Genomic DNA, 13,216 nt, shown 5'->3' with positions numbered 1-13,216 from the left:
CACGTGTCCGCTGTGCGCGCCACATCTGTTTGAAATCGCCGAAGGTCTGGACGGCTGCGGTGATTTCGGTCAGCCCATGGCGGTAGAAAGTCACAAAACGACCTGCAACGCGATCCTCATTGCGCAACCTGCGCCGCGCGGCAATTGACTTCACGGTAACAAGAAACGAGTAGTGGCAGCAGCTTCAGGCAACCGGACAAACGAACACGTGCGAGGATGCGCAGTATGACTGCAACATCATCCGGTCGCTCGTTCGACTCGCCCGCCCCGCATCACCCCGGCAAAGGCACATCCTCAATCAACTCCGCCTTCACCGCACGAATCCTGCGGTCGACGAAATACCCACCACCTTCCACATACCGCAGATAAAGCCGCCCGCACAACGAGCATTGCCACACGGCGCAGCGGTTATACGGAAAGTACCGCGGCGCGATAGGCGCATCCGCTGCCCAGTAACTGGTCTTTCCCGGCAGATACTCGCTGAACGTCGGCTCCGGATCGTCCTCCGGCAACAGCGTGCCGATTTCCTCGAACTGCGTTTCATCGAGCGACAAAGGCTGCGATTGCCAGCCGTCCAGCGGTGTCTTCGTGCACGAGCAGGGCGCAGTGGCGCGCGTCTGCGCATCGCGCGCGAGTTCGAGGAGTGTTGCAGCGTTCAGATATCGCGCCATGAAGTCCACTATCAGTTGTTCATCATCCGTTCCCGGTGCGGAACGACCCACGAGCGGTCGAACTTGCCGTCGGCAATCGACTTCAGCGCCGCCGCTTCCTTCGCGTGCTGACGGCGCGCGCCTTCGATCACCGCCTCCACGTCGGCGGGGGCGATTGCGAGCAAGCCGTCTTCATCGCCGACAATGATATCCCCTGGATGCACTACCATGCCGCCGACCGTGACCGGCACGTTGATTTCCCCCGGTCCGTTCTTGTACGGCCCGCGATGCGTCACGCCGCGCGCATACACCGGAAACACCCGCTGACGCAACGCACCGACGTCGCGGATCGCGCCGTCGATCACGAGGCCCTGCACGCCGAGACTTTCCGCGTAGCTCGCCATGATCTCGCCCATTAGCGCCTGCGTGAGGTCGCCCGCGCCGTCGATCACCAGCACGTCGCCGGGCCGGCAAAAGTCGAACGCGCGATGAATCGCGAGGTTGTCGCCCGGCCGCGTGTGGACCGTGACGGCGGTGCCGGCCATCGGACGCGGCTGATGATAAGGCCGCAAGCCCACCATGCCGCTCGCGCGCGCCATGTTGTCGCTCAGCAGCGAGACGGCCAGTTCACGGAGTGCTTCGAGTGTGGCCGGGTTGGCCTGCGCTGCGGAGTCGTATTCGCGCCATCCGATTGGATTCATACCGTTGCCCCTTGAGTTCCTTGTGCTGCGAGTTGTCGATCGAGTTGACGCGAGAGCCGCGGATACACGGCGCGCGCGTTGTCTTCGTAAATACGCTGGCGGTCCGCGTCGCTGAGCCATTCGATGGCGTCGATATAACGGCGCGTGTCGTCGTAATAGTGGCCGGTCTCCGGATCGATGCCCTGTACCGCGCCGATCGTTTCCGACGCGAACAGGATGTTGTCAACCGGAATGACCTTGGCGAGCAGTTCGGCGCCGGGCTGGTGATACACACAGGTGTCGAAGAACACGTTCTTCAGCAGGTATTCACTCAGCAGCGGACGCTTCATGTCCTGCGCGAGTCCGCGATACCGCCCCCAGTGATACGGCACCGCGCCGCCGCCATGAGGGATGATGAAGCGCAGCGTCGGAAAGTCGGCGAACAGATCGCCCTGCAGCAACTGCATGAACGCCGACGTGTCGCCGTTGATGTAATGCGCGCCCGTCGCGTGAAAATTCGGATTGCACGACGACGAGACGTGGATCATCGCCGGCACGTCGAGCTCCACCATCGCTTCATAGAGCGGATACCAGGAGCGGTCCGTAAGCGGCAAGCCGGACCAGTGGCCACCGGACGGATCCGGATTCAGATTGCAGCCGATAAAGCCAAGCTCTTCGACACAGCGCCGCAATTCCGCGATGCAGTTTGCGGGCGGCACGCCGGGCGCCTGCGGCAACTGACACACACCAACGAAGTTGCGCGGGAACAGTTCGCATACGCGATGCACGAGGTCGTTGCATTCGCTTGACCAGAGCGCGTTGGCTTCGGCGGTGGCGAGGTGATGGCCCATGCCGGCCGCGCGCGGCGAGAAGATCGTGAGGTCGGTCCCACGTTCGCGCTGAATCCGCAACTGGCCGCCCTCGATGCTCTCGCGAATCTCGTCGTCGGTAATGACAGGGCGCGGTGGCGGCGTGCCGCCGTCCTTCAGCGCGGCGATCTGCTGCGTGCGCCAGGCTTCGTGCTGACGCGGCGAGGTCGTGTAGTGACCGTGGCAATCAATGATCATGGTGTTCAAATCCTGTGAGTTGTCCTTGCGCGCGCACATGGCGCGCGCAGATTCAGTCGGCTGTTTTTCCAAACTGTGTGTGCGGCCGCTTCGCTTCTCAGGCGCGCGGGGCGGCGTCGCCGGCGGCGAGCGAATTCGCTTCGTCCTCAGCCGGTGTGACTCGCATGACCAGCGCGATGATCGTCGCGACAATCAGAAAGGCGGCGATCGTCAGCAAAGCCAGCTTGAAGTTGCCGGTGGCGTTGCGCACGAGGCCGATGCTCCACGGACCGACCAGCCCGCCGAACTGCGCGATGGTGTTGATCAGCGCGATCGTCGCGGCGCCCGCCGCGCCGGTTCTGAACGACGACGCGAGGCTCCAGAACAGCGGGTTGCCCGCATAGATGAACAAACCGGTCACGCACAGCAGCGCATAAGCGATCACCGGGTTCGGCGCATACGCGCTGCCGGCGATGGCTAGCGCGCTCATGCCGTACACGAATGCGAGGTGCTTCTTGCGATCGCCGGTGCGGTCGGAACTGCGGCTGATGAGGAAGGTGCCCAATACGCCGAGCAAGGGCGGCGCGGCCGACAGAAAGCCGACTTCGAGATTGCTCAGATGGCCGAGACTCTTGACGATCTGCGGCAGCCAGAGGAAGAGGCCGTAAATACCGACCAGCGCGCAACCGAACAGACACGCTAGGCTCCATACGCGGATGTCGCCCGCCACGCGCAGCAGCGGAAAATGCGTGTTGCCGCCCACGGCCTCGCGCTCGGCGGCGAGCGTCGATTCGAGCCAGCGCTTTTCGTCGTCGGAGAGCCAGTCGGCGTCGGCGGGGCGTTCGGTCATGATGCGCAGCGTCAACAGGCCGAGCAGCATGGCCGGCACGCCTTCGAGGATGAACATCCACTGCCAGCCCTGCAAACCGAGAATGCCGTTCGCGTAGGTCATCAAAGCGGTCGAGATCGGACCGCCCAGCACCGCCGAAAACGAACCGGCGATGATGTATCCCCCGACCGCGCGCGCACGGTAACGCACCGGAAACCATTTCGTCAGATAGACCGCGACGCCCGGCAGAAAACCCGCTTCCATCACGCCGAGCAGAAAGCGCAGCACGTAGAAGCTCGAATCGTTGAACACGAAGGCTGTGGCCGCCGCGACCGCGCCCCACGTCAGAAGAATGCGCGCGATCCAGCGGCGTGCGCCGACGCGATGCAGCAACAGGTTGCTCGGCACCTCCAGCACCATGTAGCCGACGAAGAAGATGCTGCCTGCGAAGCCGAACACGGCCGGGCTGAAACCGAGCTGCTTGTTCATGTCCAGCGCGGCGAAACCGATATTGATCCGGTCGAGATAGTTGAAGAACATCATCGCGAAGAGCAAGGGCATGAGGCGCCCGTAAACTTTTCGCATGGTTACGGCTTCGTTGATCGCGGTCATCTTGTCTCCTACCTTGCGGCGACGGCCGTAGCCGTGGCTGCGTTCTAATCATGTGTGAGGTCAATGATACGAACGCGCGGACAGGGAGTCCAAGACCGGTTGCTTATGCTTCTATAATTTTTTGCTTATAGTGTGCCTCGGTGAGCGGGGCGGGAAGGCAAGCCAGAAATGCCCGCAGGTGAGGCGAAGCATCGTCGGTGCGAAAGGTGGCCGCGAGCGTGGAGCGGTACGACGAGCCCGGTCCCGTAAGGTGACGGTAAACCACGTCGGTGCGTCCGTGCCGCGCCACCGATTCGCCGATAAACGTCACGCCGAGACCCGCCGCAACCAGGGCAATCGCGGTCTGGATTTCATAAGCCTCATGCGCGACGAGCGGTGTGATTCCCGCATCGCGATAGAGCGACTGCACCGAGCGTTTGAACTGGGCGTTCTGATGCTTTGGATAGAGAATCAGCGGCGTATCGGCGAGATCGGCAATGCTCACCTTCTTGTGCGCGGCAAGCGGATGGCTGGGTTCGAGCGCGGCCACGACGCGCTCGCGCAGCAGCGGATACGACGTGCAACCTTCAACCGTCAGCGGCTGCCGGCCGATGCCGATGTGAATGCGCATGTCGCGCAGCGCATCGGTCTGTTCCTCGGTGAGCATCTCGAAGAGTTTGAGTTCGACTTGCGGATACGCCTTGTGAAATGCCTTGAGCGCGGGCGGCAAAACGCTGTACATCGACGAACGGGTGAATCCGACGCTCAGCCAGCCGCGCCGGCCGACGCCGATTTCCTGCGCGACGAGCGTCACCTGTTCCAGAGAGCCGAGTATCTGACGCGCCTCGCTGCACAGATAATGGCCCGCCTCGGTCAGACTCAGCGGACGTCTTGCCCGATCGACCAGTTGCGTGCCGAGCCGTTCTTCGAGTGAACGGATCTGCTGGCTCAGCGCGGGCTGCGCGATATGCAGACGCTCGGCGGCACGGCTGAAATTGAGCTCCTCCGCGAGAATCACGAAGCACTGCAGGGCTCTGATGTTCATATCGGTTTTCCTGGTCTCCTGTTCAGGTGGCGGGGCAATCCTTGCGCCTGAAATAAGCCACTAGCCGCGAATCGGCCTGACGCCCTCACGATTCAGCCGGCGCTCGCGTCGTTGCGCTAATCGACGGTTGATGGAACATGCCGTAAATCTCATCGAGCAGCCAGGCAATGCCCGGATCCGCTGAAAATTGCGAGTGCGAGTGGACCTGAATTTCGATGGGTGGCAGCGCGAACGGCAAGGGCAGGATGCGAAATGCCTTGTTGCGGTTGAAGCGCTGCGCAATACTCCGCGGAAAAATCACGGCAAGGTCGGTATGCTGAACGATCTCCGGCGCCACCACGAAATGAGGCAGGCGCAGCACGATATCCCGGCGCAGATTCAATTCTTCCAGCCACTGTTCCACCATCCGGTGACCGGTCGCGTTGGTGCTGGCATACACGTATCGCAAGCTGGCGAGGTCCTCCTTGGTCGGCTTCTGTTTGCGCAGCGGATGACCGGCGCGCACCACGCAAACATGTTCGTCGACGAAGAGCGTCTTGCTCACGCAACCTGGATCGAGACCGGGCACATAGCCGAGCGCCAGATCGATCTTGCCGCTGCGCATGGCCGAACTCACCGAATCGACGGAAACATTCGCAATCTCCAGGCGAATGCCGCGCGCGCTGCGGTCGAGCATCGAAAGAAGCGGCGGCAGGAAATAGAACTCCGACATATCCGACATGGACACACGAAACACGCGCTGCGCCGTGGCGGGATCGAACTTGGCGATTTGTTGGACCGCGTCGTTGATGATGCCGAACGCCTGCGTGAGCGGCGCGTGCAAGCGCAGGGCGGCGTCGGTGGGGACCATGCCGGTGGGCGTGCGAACGAACAGCGGATCGTCGAATAAAACGCGCAACCGGCGCAAGGCGTGGCTGACCGCCGGTTGCGTGAGTCCGAGACGCTCCCCTGCGGCGGTCAGGCTGCGCAGATCGGAGATGGCCAGAAATACGCGCAGGAGGTTCAAATCCGTAATGCCGGGGTGCGACTTGGTCATGACGTTCGGATCGCGGCGAGAGAGGGCATTTATTTGGGTTTCAGATTACCGTAAATGCTGCGCATAGGGAAATGCAGCGTCGCGCCGCTGTAGGGCGGAAAGGTGTTGAAGTCCTGCTTCATGCTGGCGCGAATCGGCGACGCCAGGGCAGCCGCTAGCGACGCGGGATCGTCGAAGACGACTTTGTTGCGTTGCATGGCCGTGGCGCGTTCGATGCCGAGACCCGAGCGGTAATCGAGCCGCGTGTAGATTTCGAGTTCGCGAATGCCGGGCAATTGCGCCATTAGCGGTGGATGATGCGCCAGGTAATGCGAGAGCCATGCGTTGAAGTCCTGCGCTTCGCCTTCGTAGCTGACGAGGTAGGTGCAGCGTTCGGCGCGAGTGCCGAAGTCGCTTGGATCGGGGGTGGCGAATCGCCTGACCGCCATCGCTTGCTGGGTGAAGGTGAGACCCGTGCTCGAAGATTCGTTTACGACGTCGTGTATTGCGCCCTCAGGTTGCAGCGCTTGTTCAAGCAGGTCGAGGTCGTCGAAGTACCCTTGCAGCACGCAACGAGGTCGCGCGGAAGCGTCGGACTTCGACAAAGGATCGCAGTCGTCCGATTCCGCGGGCAGGTGGATCACGAAACGGCGTAGTCCCTCTACGTCTCGCTGTGTAAGTTCGAACCGCGACAGATCGAGAGACCGCGCTTCACGCGCAGGCTTACCGTGGCAGACGAGAAAGAAGCAGACTTCCACGTTCACCTCGCGCCTTGCGCGGCAACTGATGGCGCCGTCGTCGCTAGCGGCCGCGTCAGCCGATGAAACTGGCGGCCGAAATAGATGAGCCCGTCGCCATCCGAGCGCAGCGCAATGTGGCGAATCTGCGCGAACATGACCGAGTGCGAGCCGACCGTCTTGATGTCGACGATCTCGCCTTCGAGACTGGCGATCGCATCCGCGAGCACCGGCGCCGACGACGCGCCGCTCGTCCAGGCATGGCGCCCGAAGCGCGCGTCCATCGAGCATGCTGTCATGCCGGCGAAATCACGCGCGAGTTCCTGGCACTCGGCGGCAAGCACGTTGATGCACACGCTGCGGTTGCGATGCAGTACGTCATGCACATAGCTTGCCTGATTGATACAGACGAGCATGGTCGGCGGCGCGTCCGTCACCGAGCACACCGCGCTCGCGGTGATGCCGCAGCGGCCGCCGGGTCCGTCCGTGGTGATGATGTTGACGGCGGCGGGCAGGCACGCCATCGCATCGCGGAAACGCTTTCTGGTGTCTTCGATCGTCACGTTCTTTTCCTGTTGCATGGCTTGAGGCAGGGCGTGCCGAGTCACGGAAAAGGCGTGACGGGCGGCACACCGGCGAACAATGCGCCCGACGCGTCGTACGTGCCTTCGCCCAGAAACGCATGCTGCGTCACCACGATCGAATCCCGCACGAGACGCTGCAACCGGTTCTCGCGATAGATCGCGGCGATGCCGGCCATCTGATAAGCCTGCATCACCACTTCCGCGCCGATCTGCGCGGCGTGCGTCGCGCTGAGGCGCAACAGATTGGCTTGTTCCTGCGACACGGGATCGCCGTCGATAATCGTCCGCCACGCGGCTTCGGCGGATTCGTAGAAGAATGCACGGGCACTGCGCCAGTTGGCCTCCGCTTTCGCGAGGCCCGAGCGGTAATAGCCGCGATCGGCGAGGCGCGGCGCGCCGGTGGTGGTTTTCGTCGAGCCGGACAGGCCCGTCAGCAGATCGAGCGCCGCGCGTGCGAGGCCGATGTTGACGGCCGCGTGCACCTGCGCCTGGTAGGCGACGGCGGGGTAGCGGTAGAGTGGTTCGTCGATCAGCGCCGCGCCGCCGCGCACGAAGGTCCATTGCGCATCGACGAATTTATCGCGCAGCCGCAAATCGTGGCTGCCGGTTCCCTGCATGCCGACCACGTTCCAGTTCTCGACGATCTCGACTTCATGCGCGGGGAACACGGCGGTGAACGGTTTGCCCGCGCCCGCATCGCCGGAATTGGCGGGCGTGCCGCCGATGCCGACGCCGATCCAGTCGGCGCCCTTGCAGCCGCTCGCGAAGCGCCACTGCCCGCTGACCACGAAGCCGCCGGGCGCTTTGGTGGCGGGTTGCAGCGGATAGAGGCCGCCCGAGAAAACCTGGTCGGGGCCGGTGGCGTAAATCTGCTGCTGCGTCTCGATGGGCAATGCGGCCAGATAGGTATTCGCCGAGCCGAATGCGGCGACCCAGGCGGCCGAGCCGTCGGCGATCGCGATGCGTTCGAGCATTCGCAGGAATTGCGCCGGCGGCAGCGCGTCGCCGCCGAAACGTTGCGGCGTGCTCGCGCGAAAGATGCCGGCGCGCTTCATCTTCGCGATCATGTCGCGCGGAACGTGGGAGAGTTGATCGAACTCGTCGCGGCGGCGCTCGATCTCGCCGATCAGCGCGTCGATTGTGATCGGGCCGGCGTAGTCGGGATACGGATCGGCGTGATCGATTGCGCGAGGTTCGTAGGCGTAGGTCGAAAGACTGCTCATCTGAAGGCTTTGCATGATGACGGCTTGGGAGTGAGAGTGAATGAGTGCGGACGAAGTGGCGTCGATAAAGCGTTAAGCACTTTCGTGCTCGACGCGCTCTCTGGCTTTCGCCTGAAGCCGCAGCGCCTTTGGAAAGGTCTCCGGTGCGAAGCAGGTGGCGAGCACTGTGATCAAACCGAGCACGACGAGATAAATCGCCACCGGCGCAGCGCTGCGGTAGTGCGCGAGCAGCGCGGTCGCCACCATCGGCGAAAGTCCGCCGCCGAGTACCGATGAAATCTCGCGGCCGATACCGAGCCCCGAGAAGCGCAGATGAACGGGCAGCAACTCGCTGATGAAAGCGGGCTGTGCGCCCTCCAGAATGCCGAGCGTGATGCTGTTGGCGAGTACGAGCGCGGTGATGACTTTCCACAGCACGCCCGAGCCGAGCAACGTGAAATACGGATAGGCGACCAGCACCATCGCCACGGCGCCGGCGAGGTAGACCGGCTTGCGGCCGACACGGTCCGTGAGACGGCCCATGAACAAGGACACGGGAATCATCAGCAGCATCGACACAGTCAGGCCGCCCAACACCCAGCTCGATTTGAGGCCGATGAACTGACCATACGCGATCGAGAACGCGAAGAAGATGTACGACGCCGCGCCTTCACCGAAACGCAGGCCGAACACCGTCAGTACCTGGCGCGGACATTGGCGCAGCACCTCGACGATCGGCATACGGGCATCGCGGCGAGTCGCCTTGACCTCGGCAAACTCCGCGCTTTCGTCGACGGAGCGGCGCATCCACAGACCGAGCGCGACCAGCACGGCGCTGCAGAGGAACGGCACGCGCCAGCCCCAACTGTGGAAGTCGGCGGGCGAGAGCGTTTGCACGAGCAGAAACGCGGCGGTGGACAGCACGAAGCCGAATGCAGCGCCGCACGGACTCCAGGCTGCCAGCCCACCGCGCCGGGAGGCGGGCGCGCTTTCGTGAATCAGCAGGATGCTGCCGCTCCATTCGCCGCCGGCGGCGAGACCTTGCAGAATGCGCAGCAGCACCAGCATGACGGGCGCGGCGAGGCCGATCTGCTGATACGTCGGCAGAAGACCCATGCAGACGGTGGCCGTGCCCATGACGAGCAGCGTCAGCATCATGACCGTTTTGCGGCCGTAGCGGTCGCCGATGTGGCCGCACAACACGCCGCCGATGGGCCGCGCGATGAAGCCCACCGTAAAGCCGCCAAATGCCGCGATCGTACCCGTCAGCGGATCGCTGCCGACCGGAAAGAACAGCTTGCCGAATACAAGCGCCGCGGCGGTGCCGTAGAGAAAAAAGTCATACCATTCGAGAACCTGCCCGAGCACGGCGGTCGTCACTGCGCGACGAACCTTGCTGGTGGGCCGGGTTGAGGTTAGGGATGTCAGAGCGGCTGTCGCGTCAGAATTCATGGCGGGTCATGGCAGGTGGAAGGTCACGATGTGGAGGGTCGCGCGTTCTCGCCATGTTGTTCGGCAGGAGCGGCGAGACGAGCCCGGCAGGCATGATCGAACGATAGGACCGGGAAATAACGCGGTCAAATTCGGGCCAAAAATGGCCGTCATGAATCGTGTGCATGACGGTGACGGTACTTCGCGCGAGGCCGTTGCGGCGACGGGCGTGTTGGCGTTCTCTGGAGAGGGGAACGGGCTTTGATTCGGGGAGCTGAGATTTGGCGGAGTGCAGAGCGAGCCGCTGAACGGCGGTCTTATCCTGCGAACAACGGAGGGGATCTGCAATGCAACTGACCGACTTCGATACGCTGAGCTTCGACTACTTGCTTCTTTCACGACCGTGAACCGGCGAAAGCGGCCGTGCCGGCGTCGTGCTGGATTTATCGCAGGCAAATGAGAACTGCCGCCTCGGCGCAGCGCTTCTTACAAGTGAGAAGCGATGGCGTTCGGCGGCAGAGCGTTCTGGCATCAAGGCATCAAAGCACGGGCAGCGAGAGGCTCGTCAATCAAGCCCGCCCTGGCACATGTACTTGATCGACATGTAATCGTCGAGTCCATATTTCGACCCTTCGCGGCCATAGCCCGATTCCTTCACGCCGCCGAACGGCGCTGCTTCGCTCGACACAGCGCCTTCATTGATGCCGATCACCCCCGCTTCGAGCTGCGCGGCCACGCGATTGATGCGCCGCACGTCCTGCGTGTAGAAGTAGGCGGCGAGACCGAACGGCGTGTCGTTGGAGAGGCGGATCGCGTCGGCTTCGTCGTCGAAACGGAATAGCGGCGCGACCGGGCCGAAGGTTTCTTCGCAGCAGACGAGCATGTCGTCGCGCGCGTCCGTCAGCACGGTCGGCGCGTAGTAGTTCGGGCCGAGTTCCGTCAAACGCTTGCCGCCGACCAGGATTTTCGCGCCGTGTTTGACGGCATCTTCCACGTGACGGGCAATCTTGTCGATCGCGCGTTCGTTGATCATCGGGCCGATCTGCGCGTCCGGGTCCGTTGCGGGCGCAACCTTCAAAGCAGCGACGCGTCGCGCGAGCAGTTCGGCGAAGCGTTCATAGACGCCGGCTTGCACATAGACGCGGTTCGGACACACGCAGGTCTGGCCGCCATTGCGGAACTTCGCCGCCATCAGGCCGACAACGGCCGCGTCGAGATCGGCGTCGTCGAACACGATGAAGGGCGCGTTGCCGCCCAATTCCAATGACAGCTTCTTCAACGTGCCCGCGGATTCGCGCGCGAGATGCTTGCCGACCGGCGTCGAACCGGTGAACGTGATCTTGCGCACGCGCGCGTCGGCGAGCCAATCGGCCACGGCGGCAATGCCCTGTTCACGCGACGCCGACAGCATGTTCAGCACGCCATCCGGTAAACCGGCTTCCTGCGCGAGCGCGGCGAGGGCGAGCGCGGTGAGCGGCGTGTCTTCGGCCGGCTTGGCGACCACGGTGCAACCGGCCGCGAGCGCGGGCGCGATCTTGCGGGCGATCATGGCCAGCGGGAAATTCCACGGCGTAATCGCGGCGACTACGCCGACCGGTTCCTTCACCGCGCTCATGCGCTTGCCGCGCTGCTGCTGCGGAATCAGATCGCCGTAGATGCGGGTCGCTTCGTCGGCGAACCACGCCACATACGACGCGCCGTAAGCGACTTCGCCGCGGCTTTCCGCGAGCGGCTTGCCCTGTTCCATCGACATCAGCTTCGCGAGGTCGTCGGTATTGGCGACGATCAGCGCGTGCCAGCGGCGCAGAATCTCGGCGCGCTCGCGCGGCAGCTTGTCGCGCCAGGCGGGGAATGCGCGGGCGGCGGCGTCGGTGGCGGCGCGCGCGTCCGCGGCGCCGCTGTCCGCGACTTCGACGATCGTTTCGCCGGTGGCCGGGTTGGTGACGGCAAAGCGGGCGCCGTCGGCGGCGCCGGTCCATGCTCCGTCGATCAGGTTCTGCGGGCGGATCAGTTCATTGCGTGTCAATGCGAGAGACATTCGGTTGCTCCTTCAGGTTGCCCTTGACGTAGCGAGGCTCGCGGCCGCGTACGCGCGTCGATTGATGGATCGATGCTACGCCTCTACCGCAATCGATGAAATTGCCAATCGAGGCGCCGGCGGTTTGCGCGCCGTTTTTTTTCGGCGATGACAGCATTTTCTGCTGATTACCCTGCAAATTCATTTCAACCGTCGCGGGCCGGTCGACGCGCGCACCACTAAGGTGGGCGGCGGCGCGAGCACCATCGACGGCTGCTGGTGCGGCGTCTGGATCAGCCGGATCAGACTTTCGATCGACAACTCCGCGATCGCCGCGGTTTGAATCGCGACCGTCGTGAGGGCAGGGTGCACCTGGTGGGCGAGTTGAATGTCGGTAATGCCGATCACCGAAACGTCGTTGGGCACCGAACGGCCCAGCGTGATCAGGGCCTGCGCCGCGCCGATCGCGAGCAGGTCGTTGGTCGCGAAGATCGCGGTGAGGTGCGGCCGGTTCGCCATCAGTTGCATGCAGGCGGCGTAGCCGGCGTCGATCGAGTCGCGGATCTGCAGCACCGCGGCCGCATCGGCCTCGATGCCGGCGGCACGCATCGCCGCGCGAAAACCGTTGGAGCGCGCGTCCTGCAAGCCGCCGCAACCGTCGCCGATCAGGAGGCCGATTTCGCGGTGGCCGAGTTCGAGCAGATGCCGCGCGGCCAGCTCGCCCGCGTGAGCAAAGTCCACGGCGATGCAAGGCAGCGCGGGCGGCGCTTCCGGGTGTTCCCACATGGCCAGCAGGATCGGCGCGCTGTGCGTGGCCGACGCGCACAGGTCGTTGATCGTGATGTCCGTGTTCATGACGAGCACGCCGTCGGCCAGCGTGCCCGCGATCTGGTTCAGATAGGCGCGGCCGATCTCGGCATCATCGTCAGTATTGCAAACCATCAGGAAGTGGCCGGCTTTGCGCGCGGCGCGCTCGGCGGCCAGCACGAACTCAGGATAGAACGGGTTCGATATATTCGACAGCATCAAGGCGAGCGTCGACGAGCGGCCCTCGGCCAGCGCACGCGCATTCAGATTGGGCCGGTAGCCGAGATCGGCGATTGCCTTGAGCACGCGTTCAGCCGTTTCCGGGCGCACTTTCTCGCGGTTGCGCAGCACGTTGGAGACGGTCGCGGCAGTAACGTGAGCGCGCTTCGCGACTTCGGACAAAGTGACCATATGCGATTTATCCCATATTCAGGGAATGCGATTCAAATGTTGCAAGCTGAGGACGACGTTGATAACTTGCTGGAAAACACAGCGGAGACACCCACCATGACTTTTTCCCTCGAACTCGAATTTAAGCGATTAAATGCTTGCCGCACAAGGGCTAGCCACTTATTTTTCACA

The 13,216-nt window shown here is 63.4% G+C and carries 12 protein-coding genes; all 12 read right to left on the bottom strand.

Features of this window, described 5'->3' with window-relative positions; translation table 11 throughout:
• Positions 1-272 precede the first annotated feature (272 nt).
• The 12 genes from P0D73_RS41100 to P0D73_RS41045 all read right to left on the bottom strand — a co-directional run bounded on the left by P0D73_RS41100 (position 273) and on the right by P0D73_RS41045 (position 13,045).
• Positions 273-671, bottom strand: coding sequence for a hypothetical protein (locus tag P0D73_RS41100; protein ID WP_408177829.1), 399 nt, complete (start codon positions 669-671; stop codon positions 273-275).
• A gap of 11 nt (positions 672-682) precedes the next feature.
• Positions 683-1,351 (bottom strand): RraA family protein, encoded by a 669-nt coding sequence (locus P0D73_RS41095; RefSeq protein ID WP_408177830.1) that lies wholly within the window; start codon positions 1,349-1,351, stop codon positions 683-685.
• Positions 1,348-2,397 carry an amidohydrolase family protein gene (locus tag P0D73_RS41090; protein WP_132381856.1) on the bottom strand — a complete coding sequence of 350 codons (1,050 nt, stop codon included), beginning with the start codon at positions 2,395-2,397 and terminating at the stop codon, positions 1,348-1,350. The genes P0D73_RS41095 and P0D73_RS41090 overlap by 4 nt, the downstream gene beginning before the upstream one ends.
• Positions 2,398-2,494: 97 nt before the next feature.
• Positions 2,495-3,817: an MFS transporter gene (locus tag P0D73_RS41085; protein ID WP_408177831.1), complete on the bottom strand. Its 1,323-nt coding sequence runs from the start codon at positions 3,815-3,817 to the stop codon at positions 2,495-2,497.
• Between the two features lie 103 nt (positions 3,818-3,920).
• The gene (locus tag P0D73_RS41080) at positions 3,921-4,841 is read right to left on the bottom strand and encodes a LysR family transcriptional regulator (RefSeq protein WP_408177832.1); all 921 of its coding nucleotides are present in this window, start codon (positions 4,839-4,841) and stop codon (positions 3,921-3,923) included.
• An 85-nt stretch (positions 4,842-4,926) separates the two neighbouring features.
• Positions 4,927-5,877: a LysR family transcriptional regulator gene (locus P0D73_RS41075; protein ID WP_408177833.1), complete on the bottom strand. Its 951-nt coding sequence runs from the start codon at positions 5,875-5,877 to the stop codon at positions 4,927-4,929.
• Between the two features lie 29 nt (positions 5,878-5,906).
• Positions 5,907-6,614, bottom strand: a complete 708-nt coding sequence (locus P0D73_RS41070; RefSeq protein WP_408177834.1) for an EthD family reductase — start codon at positions 6,612-6,614, stop codon at positions 5,907-5,909.
• 2 nt (positions 6,615-6,616) lie between these two features.
• Complete coding sequence (gene hpaC / locus P0D73_RS41065; RefSeq protein ID WP_408177835.1) at positions 6,617-7,174, bottom strand: 4-hydroxyphenylacetate 3-monooxygenase, reductase component; 558 nt, start codon at positions 7,172-7,174, stop codon at positions 6,617-6,619.
• 23 nt (positions 7,175-7,197) lie between these two features.
• On the bottom strand, positions 7,198-8,415 hold the full coding sequence (locus P0D73_RS41060) for an acyl-CoA dehydrogenase family protein (RefSeq protein ID WP_408177836.1): 1,218 nt from the start codon (positions 8,413-8,415) through the stop codon (positions 7,198-7,200).
• 57 nt (positions 8,416-8,472) lie between these two features.
• Positions 8,473-9,831, bottom strand: coding sequence for an MFS transporter (locus P0D73_RS41055; RefSeq protein ID WP_408177837.1), 1,359 nt, complete (start codon positions 9,829-9,831; stop codon positions 8,473-8,475).
• A 544-nt stretch (positions 9,832-10,375) separates the two neighbouring features.
• Positions 10,376-11,848, bottom strand: a complete 1,473-nt coding sequence (locus P0D73_RS41050; RefSeq protein WP_408177838.1) for an NAD-dependent succinate-semialdehyde dehydrogenase — start codon at positions 11,846-11,848, stop codon at positions 10,376-10,378.
• Between the two features lie 180 nt (positions 11,849-12,028).
• The gene (locus P0D73_RS41045; protein ID WP_408177839.1) at positions 12,029-13,045 is read right to left on the bottom strand and encodes a LacI family DNA-binding transcriptional regulator; all 1,017 of its coding nucleotides are present in this window, start codon (positions 13,043-13,045) and stop codon (positions 12,029-12,031) included.
• Positions 13,046-13,216 lie beyond the last annotated feature (171 nt).

Origin of the sequence: Paraburkholderia sp. RL18-101-BIB-B (assembly GCF_046026985.1) — a bacterium.
GTDB lineage: Bacteria > Pseudomonadota > Gammaproteobacteria > Burkholderiales > Burkholderiaceae > Paraburkholderia.
The sequence above is the reverse complement of the archived record's forward strand: the minus strand, read 5'-3'. Positions and strand labels throughout refer to the sequence as shown.